This window comes from Enterobacter cloacae complex sp. SHL022, assembly GCF_049237785.1.
In the GTDB taxonomy this organism is placed as follows: Bacteria; Pseudomonadota; Gammaproteobacteria; order Enterobacterales; family Enterobacteriaceae; genus Enterobacter; species Enterobacter hormaechei_C.
Window position 1 is genome coordinate 116,522 of record NZ_JBMKJH010000010.1, and the last position, 17,917, is coordinate 134,438.

Annotated in this window: 15 protein-coding genes; 8 read left to right on the forward strand and 7 right to left on the reverse strand. The window is 55.8% G+C overall.

The window, feature by feature from the left end:
- Positions 1-7: 7 nt before the first annotated feature.
- From yhdP to csrD, 7 genes are all read right to left on the reverse strand, one after another.
- On the reverse strand, positions 8-3,814 hold the full coding sequence (yhdP, locus tag ACOTZD_RS19445) for an AsmA2 domain-containing protein YhdP (protein WP_174402451.1): 3,807 nt from the start codon (positions 3,812-3,814) through the stop codon (positions 8-10).
- A 42-nt stretch (positions 3,815-3,856) separates the two neighbouring features.
- Positions 3,857-5,326, reverse strand: a complete 1,470-nt coding sequence (gene rng, locus ACOTZD_RS19450) for a ribonuclease G (protein ID WP_003860405.1) — start codon at positions 5,324-5,326, stop codon at positions 3,857-3,859.
- The gene (locus ACOTZD_RS19455; RefSeq protein WP_003860403.1) at positions 5,316-5,909 is read right to left on the reverse strand and encodes a Maf family protein; all 594 of its coding nucleotides are present in this window, start codon (positions 5,907-5,909) and stop codon (positions 5,316-5,318) included. Before ACOTZD_RS19455 ends, rng begins: the two co-directional genes overlap by 11 nt.
- A 9-nt stretch (positions 5,910-5,918) precedes the next feature.
- Positions 5,919-6,407, reverse strand: a complete 489-nt coding sequence (gene mreD / locus ACOTZD_RS19460) for a rod shape-determining protein MreD (protein WP_003860402.1) — start codon at positions 6,405-6,407, stop codon at positions 5,919-5,921.
- Positions 6,407-7,423: a rod shape-determining protein MreC gene (mreC, locus tag ACOTZD_RS19465; protein WP_003860400.1), complete on the reverse strand. Its 1,017-nt coding sequence runs from the start codon at positions 7,421-7,423 to the stop codon at positions 6,407-6,409. Before mreC ends, mreD begins: the two co-directional genes overlap by 1 nt.
- A gap of 62 nt (positions 7,424-7,485) precedes the next feature.
- Complete coding sequence (gene mreB / locus ACOTZD_RS19470) at positions 7,486-8,529, reverse strand: rod shape-determining protein MreB (RefSeq protein ID WP_000913396.1); 1,044 nt, start codon at positions 8,527-8,529, stop codon at positions 7,486-7,488.
- A 282-nt stretch (positions 8,530-8,811) separates the two neighbouring features.
- The gene (gene csrD / locus ACOTZD_RS19475) at positions 8,812-10,752 is read right to left on the reverse strand and encodes an RNase E specificity factor CsrD (RefSeq protein WP_003860399.1); all 1,941 of its coding nucleotides are present in this window, start codon (positions 10,750-10,752) and stop codon (positions 8,812-8,814) included.
- A 182-nt stretch (positions 10,753-10,934) separates the two neighbouring features.
- Between csrD and ACOTZD_RS19480 the strand changes: the two genes are divergently transcribed.
- From ACOTZD_RS19480 to panF, 8 genes are all read left to right on the forward strand, one after another.
- A complete protein-coding gene (locus ACOTZD_RS19480; protein WP_058663172.1) occupies positions 10,935-11,909 on the forward strand; it encodes an MDR family oxidoreductase in 975 nt (324 codons plus the stop codon).
- Positions 11,910-11,986: 77 nt separating this feature from the next.
- Entirely contained in the window at positions 11,987-12,988 is a 1,002-nt protein-coding gene (gene msrP, locus ACOTZD_RS19485; RefSeq protein ID WP_003860395.1) for a protein-methionine-sulfoxide reductase catalytic subunit MsrP, read from the forward strand.
- Positions 12,989-13,588 carry a protein-methionine-sulfoxide reductase heme-binding subunit MsrQ gene (gene msrQ / locus ACOTZD_RS19490; RefSeq protein WP_003860393.1) on the forward strand — a complete coding sequence of 200 codons (600 nt, stop codon included), beginning with the start codon at positions 12,989-12,991 and terminating at the stop codon, positions 13,586-13,588. It begins immediately after the preceding gene.
- 234 nt (positions 13,589-13,822) lie between these two features.
- A complete protein-coding gene (gene aroQ / locus ACOTZD_RS19495; RefSeq protein ID WP_023294686.1) occupies positions 13,823-14,275 on the forward strand; it encodes a type II 3-dehydroquinate dehydratase in 453 nt (150 codons plus the stop codon).
- 21 nt (positions 14,276-14,296) lie between these two features.
- Positions 14,297-14,761: an acetyl-CoA carboxylase biotin carboxyl carrier protein gene (gene accB / locus ACOTZD_RS19500; RefSeq protein ID WP_008502856.1), complete on the forward strand. Its 465-nt coding sequence runs from the start codon at positions 14,297-14,299 to the stop codon at positions 14,759-14,761.
- Positions 14,762-14,771: 10 nt separating this feature from the next.
- Positions 14,772-16,121, forward strand: coding sequence for an acetyl-CoA carboxylase biotin carboxylase subunit (gene accC / locus ACOTZD_RS19505; protein ID WP_003860388.1), 1,350 nt, complete (start codon positions 14,772-14,774; stop codon positions 16,119-16,121).
- 108 nt (positions 16,122-16,229) lie between these two features.
- Entirely contained in the window at positions 16,230-16,472 is a 243-nt protein-coding gene (locus ACOTZD_RS19510) for a YhdT family protein (RefSeq protein ID WP_022651933.1), read from the forward strand.
- Complete coding sequence (panF, locus tag ACOTZD_RS19515) at positions 16,462-17,913, forward strand: sodium/pantothenate symporter (RefSeq protein ID WP_174402453.1); 1,452 nt, start codon at positions 16,462-16,464, stop codon at positions 17,911-17,913. The genes ACOTZD_RS19510 and panF overlap by 11 nt, the downstream gene beginning before the upstream one ends.
- Positions 17,914-17,917: the final 4 nt, after the last annotated feature.

Below are 17,917 nucleotides of genomic sequence, written 5' to 3' on the forward strand. Positions count from 1 at the left end.
CGTCAAATCATTGCGGTGCTTCTTTGCGCGGCTGGCGCAGCACCTCGTTAATCTGCGGTTTATCGACCGGACCGGTAATGCGATAGCGCAGAATAGAGACCTTGCTCCACAGCGGCCCCAGCACTTTACTGGCGGCAAACACCGCCGCACCGACAATCGGGTTCACCACAAAGGCCGCCGCAACGCCCACGCTTGCGGATATTTCCGGCGCCACCACGGCTTCCATATCCAGTTCGCGACGCACGAGGTTGACCGAGCCTTTCATGGCGATATCCGCTTCCAGGCCATCCACCAGCGTATCGTCCGTATGCAGAACGCCGTCTTTGATCCACGCCGTACTGCGAATGGAATCGTAGTAGAAACCTTCGCTGAAGGTGTCGCTGAAATCGAAGCGCAGCTTGCGCAGCAGCGCATCAAAACTCAGCAGGCGCAGGATCTGCCCGGCGCGCCCCGTGCTCACGTCGGCAATCTCACCCTTACCGAAGTTGGTTTTCAGGATGCCGTTAAGCGAAGCTTCATCGGGTGTCCACGGCGCAGCGCGCCAGTGCAGATCGTAATTCACATCGAAGGACGAACCGCGAAGCGGCGTGCTAATGCCGAAGAAGTTAGCCGCGGCGTCCAGCTTATTGCCTTTAATATCGCCTTTCAGCGAGGTGCGTTGTTCACCCGGTTTGTTCACCCATTCGCCCGCGGCAGTCATGCGGCCAAAGCCGGTATCCACCAGCCCACCAGAGAGGCTCAGCGTATTTCCCTGAATGGCAAAATCACCGTCGATACGGCCATATTTCTGTCCCCACAGCCAGCACTCCGCGCAGCGCAGCTGGAGATCGGGCCAGCCGCTGAAATCCACGCGCGACGTCCCACTGCCACTGACAGGAGAAGTGCTTGTCGACTCTGCTTTAGACGCCGTAAAGGTCGGATTGTAATAGAGATAACGGATAGCCGCCTGCCATGGCGCGTGATCGCGCATGATCAACGAACCGTTGATCTCACGCCCCTGCGCCTCGACCTTTGAGCCGTTTACCGTCGGCCGGGAGACAATACTCAGGTTGTTCCACTGCTGCCCGCCCAGCGTCAGCGCAGGCGTGCGCAAGGTAATGGACTGCGGGAACTGCGCCGTTTGGTCGACGTTTTGCCCGACACCTTTCTGGAACAGTGCCAGCCACTCTGCGCCATCCATCGGCGGGAGATTCAGTTCAACGCCCGCCTGCTCCGGCAGCGGCGGCGTGGTACGGCTGTCCGTCGTCCAGATCGCCCTGTCCAGCGTCAGCTTGCGGTTAAGCAGCCAGCGGCTGTTGAAGTGGTTTGTTCCGCCCGCGTTTCCGGTTAAATCGAAGCTGTTAAGGTTGCCCGCAACCTTAACGTTGACGGGCAATGCTTCACCGCTTTTTTTATTCAGCGGCGCGGGAAGCTGGCTGCTGAGGTTTTTTAGATCGCCCGTAATGTCGACGTTATAGCGCGCACCGGCATGATAAGGCAGGTCGATGGCGACCTTGCCATTCCATGACACCGCACCGTCCACCGCATTCTCAATCGGCTTCGGCAGAACATCCATGCGTGACGGCTGCCAGTTCGCGTCCATATTGACCGCCACCTGGTAGGCTTTATCGCCCTCGGTGGTGGAGAAATCGATATTAACGGGTTGATTGAACCAGGTCGCTTTAAGCGGCTCACTTTTCAGCGTGCCGTTAACAAAGCTGAACTGACCGCTGAGGTTTTTCAGGGTGCTGTCCAGCGGCTTGATATAGAGGCTGTTGTTATTAAGGCGAACGTCGCCTTTGGCGGTGGTCAATTCACCGTCCAGCGGGATATCCAGATGTAAGCGAGCATTCACATCGCCATCTAACTGCAACTGCTGAAGGGTGGCTGCCAGGGAGTCATTCAGCGGCGTATCTTCAAAGTACGGGCCAACCGCTTTACCCGGCCCCTTAATATCCGCATCAATCAGCAGCTTCTCTTTGGAATAATCCGGGATGTTTGCCGTCAGGTTGCTTGCCGTTACGCCGCCCAGCGCGACGCTGTCCGTCTTCATCCACAAGCCGTCATTCAGGAAGTTGAGTTCAATATCCAGATTCTTCAGCGCCGGCCAGTCTGGCTGGAAGGCATAGGTGGCGTTGCGTAGCGGCACCAGAACCTGGAACTGGCCTTCGTTGTGCTTATACGGGAACAGGTGCGGGTTGCCGCCGTAGACCAGCGTGGCGTTATCCGCCTGGCCGCCCTGAATAGCGCCGCTGAGATAGTCCACCAGCGCTTTCCCCATCAGGTTTTCCGGGAAGTAGCGCCACGCCTGCGAACCGTCATCTGTGCTGATGCCCGCCAGAATACCCAGCCACGGCTCATCGCCTTCAGGCTGTAGATAACGGAAATTACCACGGGCATGTACCGCTTTGGCTTTTACATCAATATCGCGGCCATCGAGCTGAAAACCTTTGTCATTCTTCAGCCAGTTGAGAGTGGCATTTCCCTTTTCGATCTCCAGTGGCGCACGGAAGACCGTTTCGTACGGCATTTTCGCGTCCTGCATTTCTGCCGTCAGCCTGCCGTTTTCCACGCTTCCTTCCAGTTTACCGCTGAAGTGCTCGGCACCCGGCAGCAATTTCCACTGTTTCCATGCGAGATTTTTCCATGCCGCCTGAAAACGCGTCTTTTCCGTAGCCTGGAGCGGAATATCCAGCGCCAGCCGGTTTATCTGCCCGCTCGGCTGCGTCGCCAGCCAGATTTCGCCCAGCTCCGGTGAAAGTTTTGCGGCCATTGAACGCAGCCCTTCGATCGCCGTCAGATCCAGGTTACTGGCGCGGATACGCAGCTCGTCGCTGCGTTTACCGTTTATCCCGCCGACGTCCTGTTCCGGCATCCACGCCAGCGTCAGCGCGCCGCGCGGCCAGGGTTTGTTATCCATGGAGATGCGCTTATCCGGAATAGCGAACTGCCAGCCGCCTTTATCCTGCGTCACGTGTGCGGTGAGGTTATCGACGGAAAGTTGATGCTGATGGTTTTCCCCTTTCCAGCTCGCGCCCCCCTGCTTAAGCCAGATATCGCCGCTGGCGAACGCCCCGTTCGTCAGCGTCATCCAGCCTTCCAGGCTGAAGCGCGCGGTCTCCAGCTGCATGTTCTGCTGTAGCAACTCACCGAGCCACGGCTTCACGTCCACGTCGTCCGCCTGTAGCCAGACCCTGCCGTTGTTCAGCAGGCCATTGTCGTCACGCAGATCCATCCGCACCTGCATAACCCCGTGCTGCCCGTTCAGGCTGGAGAGATTCACCTGCCCCTCGGCGCGGTGGCGATCTTTCCCGTTTAACCAGGTCAGCTGAGGGATCGCCAGCTCAGCGCGCTGACCGGAAAGAGTAATAAAGCTCACTTCGCTGTCGCGCAGATCGAAATGATCGAACTGCCGCAGGAACAGATCGCTGATACGGCTGGTTTCCAGCCCTCGATCGCTGTCGCCGCTTTGCAGCGGCGTGTTAGTCATCAGCTGAAGTTGCCAGAAGGTGAGATCGCGAAACTGCCAGCGCAGATGCAGCAGGCTTTGCCAGACATCCAGCGCCAGGGTGACGCGTTTGATTTTGAGGTGGCCGCCATCTTTCAGGCTGGCGCGGATATCCCGCGCATCTAGCGTCGGGCCAAAGTTCTGCCAGCTTGCCTCGATATGACTCACGTCCACCGGCAGGCCGGTGGCGGATTCGATTTTTGCCAGTATCTGCGGACGCCAGCTGTCCAGATGCGGCAAGGCGAGACGCAGCCCGCTCACGAGCAACGCGACAATCACGACCAGCGTTGCCCCTGTAAGCAGTAAAATCCCCGGCAATCGCCTCACGCGTCTCTCCTTGTCAGCCTTAAATCTCGCAGCGAACTGCGTTTACATCATGACGACGTCAAACTGCTCCTGGTTATAGAGCGGCTCAATTTGCACTTTTACCTGTTTGCCGACAAAGATTTCCACTTCCGCCAGCGCGTGCGACTCTTCCCCTTTCAGGGCCTCCGCCACCGCAGGGGAAGCATAGACCAGAAAACGGTCTGAGTCGTAGGCATGATGGACACGGACAATTTCACGCATGATCTCGTAGCAGACCGTCTCGACCGTCTTTACCGTTCCGCGTCCATGGCAGGTTGGACACTCATTACACAGGACATGTTCCACGCTTTCGCGGGTCCGTTTCCGGGTCATTTCCACAAGACCGAGCTGCGAGAAGCCATTGATGCTGGTTTTCACGCGGTCCTTACTCAGCGCCTGCTCCAGAGAGTGCAGCACGCGACGGCGGTGATCTTCATTGTTCATATCGATAAAGTCGATGATGATAATGCCGCCCAGATTACGCAGGCGAAGCTGACGCGCGATGGCCTGCGTCGCTTCGATGTTGGTGTTGAAGATGGTGTCATCGAGGTTGCGATGGCCGACAAACGCGCCGGTGTTGATATCGACGGTGGTCATCGCTTCGGTTTGATCGATGATCAGATAGCCACCCGATTTCAGCTCAACCTTACGCTCCAGCGCACGCTGGATTTCGTTTTCAACGTCATAGAGGTCAAATATCGGCTGGCGTCCGGTGTAATGCTCCAGCAGACCCGGCATTTCCGGGATGTACTCGGCGGTGAACTCCAGTAAGGCTTCGTACGTCAGACGGGAGTCCACGCGGATGCGGTCAAGCTGGGCGTCGGCGAAATCACGTAATACGCGCTGAGCGAGCGCCAGCTCACCGTACAGCCGGTAGCGGGTCTGGTTGCGTTTTTTACGCTCCATCACTTTGGTCCAGACGCGCTTCAGGTAGGCCGCATCCGAGGCGAGATCTTCTTCGCTGATCCCTTCCGCCGCGGTACGGATAATAAACCCGCCCTGCTCGTCGCAGTAGGCGCTGACCACCTTCTTCAGGCGCTCACGCTCGCTTTCGCTCTCAATACGCTGTGACACGCCGACGTGCGACGCCCCCGGCATAAACACCAGGTAGCGTGAAGGCAGGGTGATGTCGGTGGTCAGACGCGCGCCTTTAGTGCCCAGCGGATCTTTTACCACCTGCACCATCAGATCCTGGCCCTGACGCACCAGCTCAGAGATGTCGCGCACGGCAAACTGCTTTTGCTCTTCGCCTGCCACACATTCGGTGTGCGGCATGATATCGGAGGCATGTAAAAACGCCGCCTTATCGAGCCCAATATCTACAAAAGCCGCCTGCATACCCGGCAGGACACGACTGACACGACCTTTGTAGATATTGCCTACGATTCCGCGTCGCGCTTCACGCTCAATATGAATTTCCTGAAGAATGCCACCATCAATGTAGGCCACACGGGTTTCCGATGGCGTTACGTTTACCAACAATTCAGCCGTCATAATTATCCCTTCCCTCACGCAGTGAGTTAAAATTGCTCAGCAACTCATACGTTTCCACCAGCGGTAAGCCGACTACGGCGTGATAGCTGCCATTTATCTTCCTGACAAAACAGCCACCCAACCCTTGAATACCGTATGCACCTGCTTTATCCATAGGTTCACCGCTGGCGATATAGCCGGCGATCTCCTCGTCGGTGAGGACTCTGAACGTCACTTCCGTTACCACAAGGCAATCCAGAACGTACTGGCTGTCTGCCAGCGCTACCGCCGTCATCACCTGATGGGTTTGTCCGGACATGTTACGCAGCATCCGCGCCGCATGGTCTGCGTCGCGGGGTTTCTCAAGCACCTCACCATTGAGAATGACAATGGTATCCGCACCCAGCACCGGTAAGTCACGCGGCACGCATGCCACGCCCGCCTGCGCTTTTTCACGCGCCAGACGAGAGACATACTGCTGAGCGCTTTCACCCTCAGCACGTTTTTCTTCAATACCGGTAACGATGCGTTCGAAGGAGACACCCAACTGCGCGAGCAGTTCCTGGCGACGCGGAGAACCGGAGGCAAGATACAAAGACGTCATAGAAACCTTTTATTGCACAGCAAACTGCTGGCGAATTTTACGCATCAGCAGGAAAAGCCACGGCCAGAGCACACCGTTTACTACACTACTCCAGAACACTTCCGGTCGGAAAGAGACGTTGATCACTAAAAACTCTGCCCAGAAAACAACGATATCCGCAGCGAGCGACAACAACATCACCACCAGCGCCTGTTGCCAGAGCGCAAGGTTACGAAAGAGCTGGAATTTGAGTGCGACGAGATACGCAATAATGCTCATGGATAAGGCGCGGACGCCAAGCGTAGAGCCACTGATAAGATCCAGTATGGCACCCATCACAAAACCTGTGCCGACATTTACGCGGTGCGGCAGGGCAAGGATCCAGTAGAGCAAAATGAGCAATACCCAGTTTGGCCGGAAAACAAGAATGTCGTCCGGCCAGGGCATAATTTGCAGCAACAGTGCAACGAGGAATGAGAGCCAGATTACCCAGCGCCCCTGGCTACGATAACTGGCCACTACTGCCCTCCACCCGAGACTTGCGGCGGTGGCGGCGCATCCGGCAGCGGCTGCGTTAACCCCGTCGCCGGAGCCGGTACGGGTGCAGGTGGTCCCATCGCATCCGGCGCAGGCAGTACCTGCGGCATCATCTGCATCAGGCGTTCATTCGCCACGCGATGCACATCTTCCGGGGTCATCGGGTTAGCTCCGTTACGATCGGCGCCCCACAGCAGCAGCAGGTAGCGCAAACGCTGCAAGCCGGCCGTTGGACGCGCCTGAATCACGGTGTAGGCACGCTGAGTGTCGAGCTTCACGGAAGAGACAACCGCAACCGGGTAGCCCTCAGGGAAACGACCGCCCAGACCGGACGTCACTAGCACGTCGCCCACGCGGATATCCGTGTTGGCGGGCAGATGTTCCAGTTGCAGATCGTCCGTGCAGCCGTTACCGGCGGCAATCACGCGAATATCGTTACGCAGCACCTGAATCGGCAGTGCATGGGTGGCATCGCAAATCAGCAGCACGCGGCTGGTCAGTTTGGCAACCGCCACAACCTGGCCCACGACGCCTTTATCGCTGATGACAGGCTGACCTTCGTATACGCCGTTCACGCTGCCTTTATCAATCACCACCTGATCGCTGTACGGATCGTTTACGGTGGAGATCACCTGGGTGACCATTTTCTGTTCATCCTGGCGCAGCGGCGAGCCAAGCAGTTCACGCAGGCGTGCGTTTTCCTGCTTATATTGCCCCAGCATCAGCAGCTCGCTGTTTTTCAGCAGCAGTTCCTGGCGTAACGCACGGTTTTCGAGTTCGAGCTGGTCACGCGATGAGAGCGTTTGCGACACGGAGTCGAGCAGTTCACGGGGACCATTTGAAATAAAGTAGAAAGGACTGACGGCGGTATCCATGTACGTTCGGATCTGGCTGAACGTACCGAGGCGGCTATCGGCAATAATGACCCCGAGCGCAACCAGAACCGCCAGGATCAGGCGAAACTGTAGCGACGGGCCACGGCTAAAAATTGGCTTCATAGGCTATGCGTATTCTCGCGTCAGAGAGAAAGGGTAGCAAATTGCTACCCTCTCACACCCGACTACTCTTCGCTAAACAAGTCGCCGCCGTGCATGTCGATCATTTCCAACGCCTTGCCACCACCACGGGCGACGCAAGTCAGTGGATCTTCTGCAACTACGACAGGAATACCTGTCTCTTCCATTAACAGGCGGTCGAGGTTACGCAGCAGCGCACCACCACCGGTCAGAACCATACCGCGCTCGGAAATATCGGAGGCTAGCTCTGGCGGGCACTGTTCCAGCGCAACCATCACCGCGCTCACGATACCGGTCAGTGGCTCCTGCAACGCTTCCAGGATTTCGTTGGAGTTCAGGGTGAATCCGCGTGGCACGCCTTCCGCCAGGTTACGACCGCGAACTTCGATCTCGCGCACTTCATCACCCGGGTAGGCAGAACCGATTTCGTGCTTGATACGCTCTGCGGTCGCTTCACCGATCAGAGAGCCGTAGTTACGGCGAACGTAATTGATGATAGCTTCGTCGAAACGGTCGCCGCCGATACGCACGGAAGAGGAGTACACCACGCCGTTCAGGGAGATAACGGCCACTTCAGTGGTACCGCCACCGATATCCACCACCATAGAACCGGTTGCTTCAGAAACCGGCAGACCCGCACCAATTGCCGCAGCCATCGGTTCTTCAATCAGGAAGACTTCACGCGCACCGGCACCCTGAGCAGATTCACGGATTGCACGGCGTTCAACCTGGGTCGCGCCAACCGGCACACACACCAGCACGCGCGGGCTTGGGCGCATGAAGCTGTTGCTGTGAACCTGCTTGATGAAGTGCTGAAGCATTTTTTCGGTCACGAAGAAGTCAGCAATAACGCCGTCTTTCATTGGGCGGATCGCGGCGATGTTGCCCGGCGTACGGCCCAGCATCTGCTTCGCATCATGACCTACTGCGGCCACGCTTTTTGGCGAGCCGGCACGATCCTGACGAATGGCCACAACGGAAGGCTCATTCAATACGATGCCTTGTCCTTTTACATAAATAAGGGTATTCGCGGTACCCAGGTCAATGGACAGGTCATTGGAAAACATGCCACGAAATTTTTTCAACATACTAAGGGATAATCCTGAAAGCTGGGGCGGAAAACAAAATCCGCTTACTTTACCAACCACACGCAGCAGCGACAAGGCGCAAAAATCGTCTGCTACGGTGAAAATTAGTGCAGCACGTTTCCTTTGTTACAAATTCATCCCCTGAATCCCTCAGGGCTGAGTAAACAGCAGCGTCCCTCACTTTCACTTGTAACCCATTAAAGGTCGTTCACTGGCTTTTATGCTCGTCTTACTCAAAGCTACAGGCGCGATATTCTACGTGAAAACAAAGTAAACGGCAGGTCAAACAGAGTATCTTTGCAAATATTTTTTCACATTGGTGTCAAGCGGCTGAGAGGCGGCAAAAAAATCCCCCTGACCGCCCGTCACGCCGCGCTCTGTCAACATCTGCCATTCACTTCGTGAACGTACGCCTGTGGCAAATACTTGCGTTTGCGTTCCTTTGCACGCTTCCACCAGGCTTTGTACCAGCAGCTGGTTTTCCGTGCGTTTTTCAATATTCCTTACCAGACCCGGATGCAGCTTCAATAATTCAACATCCAGCTCTTTGATCCAGCTGGTGCTCACCAGCGTCAGACCCGCCTGGGTTACCGCCACGCGAGCTCCAAGCGCATTGATTAAACGCACCACCGGGCGCAACCGGCTGATGTGTTGACCTACATCTGCCTCTGCAAGTTCAAAAATAATGCGTTTGCGTTGCGATTTTTCGCATTGCATTAACGTGTCACGTAACCAGCGCTGGAAGCGCGGACGGATCAGCGATTCGACGGTCACCTGTAAAGCCAGATTTTCTTCAGGCCAGTACGATAAAAACGGAATGAGGCGGGTGATTTGCTGACGGTCATACTCTTCGGACAATCCGAATTGCAACACCATGGGCAGATATTCTGCGGAGATAACCTCTTCGGTGCCATCAAAAATACGGCACATCAGCTCACGATGATGGACATGACCACTCTTCATGACCGCCGGTTTTTGATAGATGCGCGGTCCGCCCCGGCTCAGCATCTGTTCAATCAGGGTTCGCCAGCGCACGTTGCCGCGCCCTTTCTCCGGCAGCGTATCATCATAGACCGCCCAGCCGTTCGCCCCCTGCAATACGGCGTTACGCGTTGCCGCTTCCGCATGTTCCATCACCTGCTCCGTCGACTGACCGCCGCGCCAGGCACAGATGCCTATATGCACCATGTCGTCTCTGTCGAGCATTTTGCTCTGGGGCAGCGCATCGACGGCTTTCAGCAGCTGACTGGCGATACTCTCGGATTCCTTTAAGGTGCGATGCGGCAGCAAGACGGCAAAATCGCTGCGGTGGTAGCGTGCCAGTAACGCGCCGGGGTAGCGCATAATAAAGGTGGACAGCAGGTTAATCAGCGTAAAGAGGTTCTCTTCCGCCACGCGCTGACCCCAGGTATCACGGAGCAGATCGAAGTCGGGCAGGCGAATCATCATTACCACGCCATGCGTACCCACCTTTTCGGGGTCATCAAGAAGGGTAGCCAGCTGATTATCAAAGAAGAGACGGTTGTTGAGGCCCGTTTTGTTATCCTGCGCGGCATAAGAGCGAATCAACGTGTCCATACGGCTACGCTGATCGCTGGCAAACTGGATTTCGGAGAGCAGCACGTCCAGGGCGCTACTGGTGCGTGATGGCCATTCATAAACCGATCCCCGCACCTGCGGACCCCGCTCGCCATTCAGTATCCGCACGGAGCGTGTTTCCAGCAGTTCCTGACCGGAAAGTTGACGACGCTGCCAGCGAACGGCGAGGAAAATCAGCAGTACGATAAAGGCAACTGCGATGGTTAAGGGCGCGGTGGTCATAAGCGAGCGTAAATAGTTGCTCATCGGATCCTGGTACATCAGATGAATTGTCATACCCGGATGTTTAAGTGAATTAACCGTGACGTCCCGATACTGATCTACCGTGCCGGCAGGACGATAGCTGCCCTGGCGGGTATGGCTGAAAACGGTCTGCTTCCCCTGTTTAATGTCGATCTGCACTATATCCACAGGCACCATTAACTCATCCAGCTCACGCGAAAGCGCCGGGAAGGAGGACGTTATCAGGCGAGTGTCGATAACCGATGCAACCGATTCAACCCGGTTAACCAGCTTATCCTGGATGGCATTGTAAAAGCTCAGCGAGCAGCCGATTAGCGTGACAAATATGGTCAGCCCCGTCAGCAAGGTAATAAAAGCTGAGAACTTCGTCGTTAATCGCATCCTTGAGATTACTCCGTGGGTTGAAGGGGGGCAAGTGAGCACTAACTTGCATTTTAAATGCGACATACTACCAAACCTGGTGTATCTGGCAATTTATTGCGTTAAATCGGCACTGCGTTTCATTGAGCGAGTATAGTCATCAGGACATATTTTCCCATCATCAAACCTAGTGAGGACCCTGTATGCAGGCTTTGATCTTAGAACAGCAGGACGGCAAAACCGTTGCCTCGGTGCAAGCCATTGAGGAGAACCGCCTGCCGGAGGGCGACGTGACCGTAGATATCGACTGGTCCAGCCTGAACTATAAGGATGCACTGGCGATTACGGGAAAAGGTAAAATCATCCGAAATTTCCCGATGGTGCCAGGAATCGACTTTGCAGGCCGCGTGCATACCAGTGAAGATCCGCGTTTTCACGCCGGACAGCAGGTGCTGCTCACCGGCTGGGGCGTAGGTGAAAACCACTGGGGCGGACTGGCAGCACAGGCGCGCGTCAAAGGTGACTGGCTGGTCCCGATGCCCAAAGGCCTGGACGGTCGTAAGGCGATGATCATCGGCACGGCAGGCTTCACCGCCATGCTGTGCGTGATGGCGCTGGAAGAGGCCGGGATCCGTCCTGAGTCGGGCGAAATTGTCGTCACTGGCGCCAGCGGCGGCGTGGGCAGCACGGCCGTCACGCTGCTGCACAAGCTGGGGTATCAGGTCGCCGCCGTCTCTGGCCGCGAAAGTACGCATGATTATCTACGTCAGCTGGGCGCAAGCCGCATTCTGAGCCGCGACGAATTTGCCGAGACCCGCCCGCTGGAAAAACAGGTCTGGGCTGGCGCAGTAGATACCGTCGGCGACAAAGTGCTGGCGAAGGTGCTGGCGCAAATGAATTACGGCGGCTGCGTGGCGGCCTGTGGTCTGGCGGGTGGATTTGCCCTGCCGACGACGGTGATGCCATTTATTCTGCGTAACGTGCGTCTTCAGGGTGTCGATTCGGTCATGACCCCAGCCGAGCGGCGGGTTGAGGCCTGGGAACGTCTGGTGCAGGATCTGCCAGCCTCATTCTATGAGCAGAGCGCAACTGAGATTACCCTGAGCCAGGCGCCAGAGTTCGCCAGTAAAATCATGGATAACCAGTTCCACGGTCGTGCGCTGGTTAAAATCGCCTAATCTTCAAATTTTCGTGACATATTCGCGCTAACCCTCCTCCTCCGTCATGCTTAGAAAAACGCCTGACGGAGGATGCCATGAAAACCCGAAAACTGACGGAAGCCGACGTAACGTCTGAATCTGTCTTTATGCTACAGCGCCGCCAGATCCTGAAAATGCTTGGCATCAGCGCCACTGCCCTGACGCTCACCCCTGCGGCCCATGCCGATCTGCTCGACTGGTTTAAGGGCAACGATCGCCCGAAAGCCCCCTCCGGCGCACCGCTTGACTTCACCAAACCGGCACAGTGGCAGAATAAACTGACGCTGACGCCGGAAGATAAAGTCACCGGCTATAACAACTTCTATGAGTTTGGTCTTGATAAGGCCGATCCTGCCGCCAACGCCGGGAGCATGAAAACCGATCCCTGGACGCTGAAGATAGATGGCGAGGTGGCAAAACCGCTGACGCTGGATCATCATGACCTCACCACCCGCTTCCCCCTTGAAGAACGCATTTACCGTATGCGCTGTGTGGAAGCCTGGTCGATGGTGGTGCCGTGGGTAGGTTTCCCTTTGCATAAACTGCTGGCGCTGGTTGAGCCCACCAGCAACGCGAAGTATGTTTCTTTTCAGACGCGCTATGCCCCGGACGAGATGCCAGGCCAGAAGGATCGGTTTATCGGCGGCGGGCTGGAGTATCCCTACGTTGAAGGTTTACGTCTCGACGAAGCCATGCATCCGCTTACGCTGCTCACCGTCGGGGTTTATGGCAAAGCGCTGCCGCCGCAAAACGGGGCGCCCATTCGCCTGACCGTACCGTGGAAATATGGTTTCAAGGGCATCAAATCGATCGTCAGCATTAAGCTCACCCGTGAACGCCCCCCCACCACCTGGAACCTGGCAGCGCCTGACGAGTATGGTTTTTTTGCCAACGTTAACCCGCACGTTGACCATCCGCGCTGGTCGCAGGCAACAGAACGTTTTATCGGTTCCGGCGGCGCGCTGGATGTTAAACGCCAGCCAACGCTGCTGTTTAACGGCTATGCGGACGAGGTGGCATCCCTCTACCGTGGTCTGAACTTACGGGAGAACTTCTAAGTGCGTTTAACGGCAAAGCAGATAACCTGGCTGAAGGTACTCCTGCATTTAGCCGGATTGCTCCCCTTTATCTGGCTCTTCTGGGCAGCCAGCCAGGGACAGTTCAGTGCCGATCCGGCGAAAGATATTCAGCATTTTACGGGTCGGATGGCTCTGAAATTTTTGCTGGCGACCTTGCTCGTCTCACCGCTGGCGCGCTACGCTAAACAGCCATTATTGATACGCACCCGTCGGCTTTTAGGGCTATGGTGTTTCGCCTGGGCAACGCTGCATCTCACCAGCTACGCCCTGCTGGAACTGGGCATTAACAACCTGGCACTCCTTGGCAGCGAACTGGTGACGCGTCCCTATCTGACGCTGGGTATCGTAAGCTGGCTGGTTTTACTGGCGCTGACGCTGACATCCACGCAGTATGCGCAGCGAAAACTGGGTCGACGCTGGCAACTACTGCATAACTTCGTCTATCTTGTCGCGATCCTCGCCCCTATTCATTACCTGTGGTCGGTGAAGATTTTATCCCCTCAGCCGGTCATCTACGCCCTGCTGGCCCTGGCCCTTTTAGCGTGGCGTTACAAGAAGTTCCGCCAGTGGTTGCGATAGTTCACGAAACTGTGCGTTTTCCCGCAGATTATTTATCAACCGCGAATCTTTTTCGGATAGCGGTTGATAATCTTCCCTGATAAGACCAGTATTTAGCTGCCAAATGCTACGAAATCGTTATAATGTGCGACTTCGGTTTTCCGGACAGGGGTTTTAGGCCTCTGAAAGGGTGACAATTGCGCTTTGAGGGTATATGTTGTTTTTTACCCGAAAATCGCAGGAGATAGCGGCATAATGGCTGATAAATTCCAAATTTTAGTTTTAAACGGACCGAACCTGAACATGCTCGGCACCCGTGAGCCGGAGAAGTACGGCACGCTGACATTAAGCGAAATTGTTAACCGTCTGAGCACGGAAGCAGCGTCGCTGAATGTGGATTTGGATCATTTTCAGTCAAACGCGGAGTACGCAATCATCGACCGTATTCATCAGGCTAAAGACAATGTGGACTATATCCTGATCAATCCGGCCGCGTTTACGCACACCAGTGTTGCTATCCGCGACGCACTGCTTGCGGTGAGTATCCCGTTTATCGAGATCCACCTGAGTAACGTGCACGCCCGAGAGCCGTTCCGTCACCACTCGTATCTGTCGGATATCGCTGCTGGCGTTATCTGTGGGCTGGGCGCAGACGGCTATTCATACGCTTTACAGACAGCGGTAAAACGCTTGTCACAATCACACTAAACAAGAGTACGGAACCCACTCATGGATATTCGTAAGATTAAAAAACTGATCGAGCTGGTTGAAGAATCAGGCATCTCCGAACTGGAAATTTCTGAAGGCGAAGAGTCTGTACGCATCAGCCGTGCAGCCCCAGCCGCTAGCTTCCCGGTAATGCAGCAAGCTTACGCTGCGCCAGTGCAGCAGCCTGCGCTCTCCGCAGCCGTTGCGCCAGCAGCAGCTGAAGCCGCACCTGCCGCTGCAGCAGAAATCAGTGGTCACATCGTACGTTCCCCAATGGTTGGTACTTTCTACCGCACCCCGAGCCCGGACGCGAAGGCGTTCATCGAAGTGGGTCAGAAAGTCAACGTAGGCGATACCCTGTGCATCGTTGAAGCGATGAAAATGATGAACCAGATAGAAGCAGACAAATCAGGTACTGTGAAAGCGATTCTGGTCGAAAGTGGTCAGCCGGTAGAATTTGACGAGCCGCTGGTCGTCATCGAGTAACGAGGCGTACATGCTGGATAAAATTGTTATCGCCAACCGCGGCGAGATCGCACTGCGTATTCTTCGTGCCTGTAAAGAACTGGGCATCAAGACTGTCGCTGTGCACTCAAGCGCGGATCGCGATTTAAAACACGTATTGCTGGCGGATGAGACGGTCTGTATTGGCCCGGCTCCGTCCGTAAAAAGCTATCTGAACATCCCGGCTATCATCAGCGCCGCCGAAATCACTGGCGCGGTCGCGATTCACCCGGGTTATGGTTTCCTCTCTGAGAACGCCAACTTTGCTGAGCAGGTTGAACGCTCTGGCTTTATCTTCATTGGCCCGAAAGCTGACACCATTCGCCTGATGGGTGACAAAGTGTCTGCCATCACCGCGATGAAAAAAGCTGGCGTGCCAACCGTACCGGGCTCTGACGGCCCGCTGACCGACGATATGGATGCTAACCGCGCCCATGCTAAACGCATTGGCTATCCGGTGATCATCAAAGCGTCCGGCGGCGGCGGCGGTCGCGGTATGCGCGTTGTACGCAGCGATGCTGAACTGGCGCAGTCCATCTCCATGACCAAAGCGGAAGCGAAAGCGGCTTTCAGCAATGACATGGTGTACATGGAAAAATACCTGGAAAACCCACGCCACATCGAAATTCAGGTGCTGGCTGACGGTCAGGGTAACGCGATCTATCTGGCAGAACGTGACTGCTCCATGCAGCGTCGTCACCAGAAAGTCGTCGAAGAAGCGCCAGCGCCGGGCATTACGCCGGAACTGCGTCGCTACATCGGTGAGCGTTGCGCCAAAGCGTGTGTCGATATCGGCTATCGCGGGGCGGGTACCTTTGAGTTCCTGTTCGAAAACGGCGAGTTCTACTTCATTGAGATGAACACCCGTATTCAGGTTGAACACCCGGTTACCGAAATGATCACCGGCGTTGACCTGATTAAAGAACAGCTGCGTATCGCAGCCGGTCAGCCGCTGTCCATCAAACAGGAAGAAGTTGTGGTTAAAGGCCATGCGGTAGAGTGCCGTATCAACGCCGAAGACCCGAACACCTTCCTGCCAAGCCCGGGTAAAATCACGCGTTTCCACGCGCCGGGTGGCTTTGGTGTGCGCTGGGAGTCCCATATCTACGCCGGTTACACCGTACCGCCGTACTATGACTCAATGATCGGTAAGCTGATCTGCTACGGCGAAAACCGTGACGTGGCCATTGCCCGCATGAAGAACGCCCTTCAGGAGCTGATCATCGACGGAATCAAAACCAACGTTGATCTGCAGATGCGCATCATGAGCGACGAGCACTTCCAGAATGGTGGAACCAACATCCACTATCTGGAGAAAAAACTCGGTCTGAACGAGAAGTAAGAGATCAGTGTTGCTAAAAGGCCGGATTATCCGGCCTTTTTTATTTCTGGGGATCGCTAAGCCCCATCATGTACAATCCCCGCTTTCTTCATCCACAAGGGACAAAAAATGGACAAACGTTTTGTTCAGGCCCATAAAGAAGCGCGCTGGGCGCTGTGGCTGACCCTTCTCTATCTCGCCGCATGGTTAGTAACTGCTTACTTACCTGATTCGGCGATTGGCATTACCGGCCTCCCGCACTGGTTTGAAATGGCCTGCCTGCTGCTGCCGCTGATGTTTATCCTGCTGTGCTGGGCGATGGTGAAATTCATCTATCGCGATATTTCACTGGAGGACGATGATGCAGCTTGAAGTCATTCTGCCCCTTATCGCTTACCTGTTCCTGGTGTTTGGCCTGTCGGTTTATGCGATGCGTAAACGTTCGACCGGCACCTTTCTGAACGAGTATTTCCTCGGGAGCCGCTCAATGGGTGGCGTCGTGCTGGCCATGACGCTGACCGCTACTTACATCAGCGCCAGCTCGTTTATCGGTGGCCCGGGCGCCGCTTATAAGTACGGGCTGGGCTGGGTACTGCTGGCCATGATCCAGCTGCCTGCCATTTGGCTCTCTCTGGGCATATTGGGTAAAAAGTTTGCCATTCTGGCCCGTTGCTACAATGCCGTAACGCTGAACGATATGCTGTTTGCTCGCTATCAGAGTCGCTTGCTGGTATGGCTGGCAAGCCTGAGTCTGCTGGTGGCGTTTATTGGCGCAATGACGGTGCAGTTTATCGGCGGCGCACGTCTGCTGGAGACGGCAGCCGGTATCCCCTATGAGACGGGCCTGGTCATTTTCGGTGTGAGTATCGCGCTGTATACCGCGTTTGGCGGGTTCCGCGCCAGCGTACTCAACGACACGATGCAGGGGATGGTGATGCTCATTGGCACTCTCGTTCTGCTGGTGGGTATCGTGCATGCCGCAGGGGGCCTGAGCCATGCGGTTGAAACCCTGGAAGCGATCGATCCGAAACTGGTCTCGCCGCAGGGGGCGGATGATATCCTCTCTCCAACCTTTATGACCTCGTTCTGGGTGCTGGTGTGCTTTGGCGTGATTGGCCTGCCGCATACTGCCGTGCGCTGCATCTCATATAAAGACAGCAAAGCGGTGCACCGCGGGATCATTATCGGGACAATTGTGGTGGCGATCCTGATGTTTGGTATGCACCTGGCGGGCGCGCTGGGCCGCGCGGTGATCCCTGACCTTACCGTACCGGATCTGGTCATTCCGACCCTGATGGTGAAAGTGCTTCCGCCGTTTGCCGCCGGGATTTTCCTCGCCGCACCCATGGCGGCCATTATGTCGACCATCAACGCTCAGTTGCTGCAAAGTTCCGCTACGATCATTAAAGATCTCTATCTGAATTTGCGCCCTGAACAGGTCGAAAATGAGCGACGCCTCAAGCGTATGTCGGCGGTGATTACCCTGGTGCTGGGGGCGTTACTGCTGCTGGCCGCGTGGCGTCCACCGGAGATGATCATCTGGCTAAACCTGCTCGCCTTTGGCGGGCTGGAGGCCGTTTTCCTGTGGCCGCTGGTGCTGGGGCTGTACTGGGAACGCGCGAATGCCGCGGGTGCATTAAGCGGCATGATTGTCGGGGGCGTCCTGTATGCCGTTCTCGCTACGTTTAAAATTCAGTATCTGGGCTTCCATCCGATCGTGCCTTCGTTACTGTTAAGTTTACTGGCGTTTGTGGTGGGAAACCGTTTTGGTCGACCGGTGCCACAAACTGCCCTGATTTCTACTGACAAATAAAGAG

Coding starts and splice junctions, on each gene's coding strand:
- msrP (WP_003860395.1), top strand. CDS start 11,987: ATGAAAACCCGAAAACTGACGGAAGCCGACGTAACGTCTGAATCTGTC.
- mreB (WP_000913396.1), bottom strand. CDS start 8,529: ATGTTGAAAAAATTTCGTGGCATGTTTTCCAATGACCTGTCCATTGAC.
- ACOTZD_RS19510 (WP_022651933.1), top strand. CDS start 16,230: ATGGACAAACGTTTTGTTCAGGCCCATAAAGAAGCGCGCTGGGCGCTG.
- aroQ (WP_023294686.1), top strand. CDS start 13,823: ATGGCTGATAAATTCCAAATTTTAGTTTTAAACGGACCGAACCTGAAC.
- csrD (WP_003860399.1), bottom strand. CDS start 10,752: ATGCGATTAACGACGAAGTTCTCAGCTTTTATTACCTTGCTGACGGGG.
- rng (WP_003860405.1), bottom strand. CDS start 5,326: ATGACGGCTGAATTGTTGGTAAACGTAACGCCATCGGAAACCCGTGTG.
- ACOTZD_RS19455 (WP_003860403.1), bottom strand. CDS start 5,909: ATGACGTCTTTGTATCTTGCCTCCGGTTCTCCGCGTCGCCAGGAACTG.
- ACOTZD_RS19480 (WP_058663172.1), top strand. CDS start 10,935: ATGCAGGCTTTGATCTTAGAACAGCAGGACGGCAAAACCGTTGCCTCG.
- accB (WP_008502856.1), top strand. CDS start 14,297: ATGGATATTCGTAAGATTAAAAAACTGATCGAGCTGGTTGAAGAATCA.
- accC (WP_003860388.1), top strand. CDS start 14,772: ATGCTGGATAAAATTGTTATCGCCAACCGCGGCGAGATCGCACTGCGT.
- mreC (WP_003860400.1), bottom strand. CDS start 7,423: ATGAAGCCAATTTTTAGCCGTGGCCCGTCGCTACAGTTTCGCCTGATC.
- panF (WP_174402453.1), top strand. CDS start 16,462: ATGCAGCTTGAAGTCATTCTGCCCCTTATCGCTTACCTGTTCCTGGTG.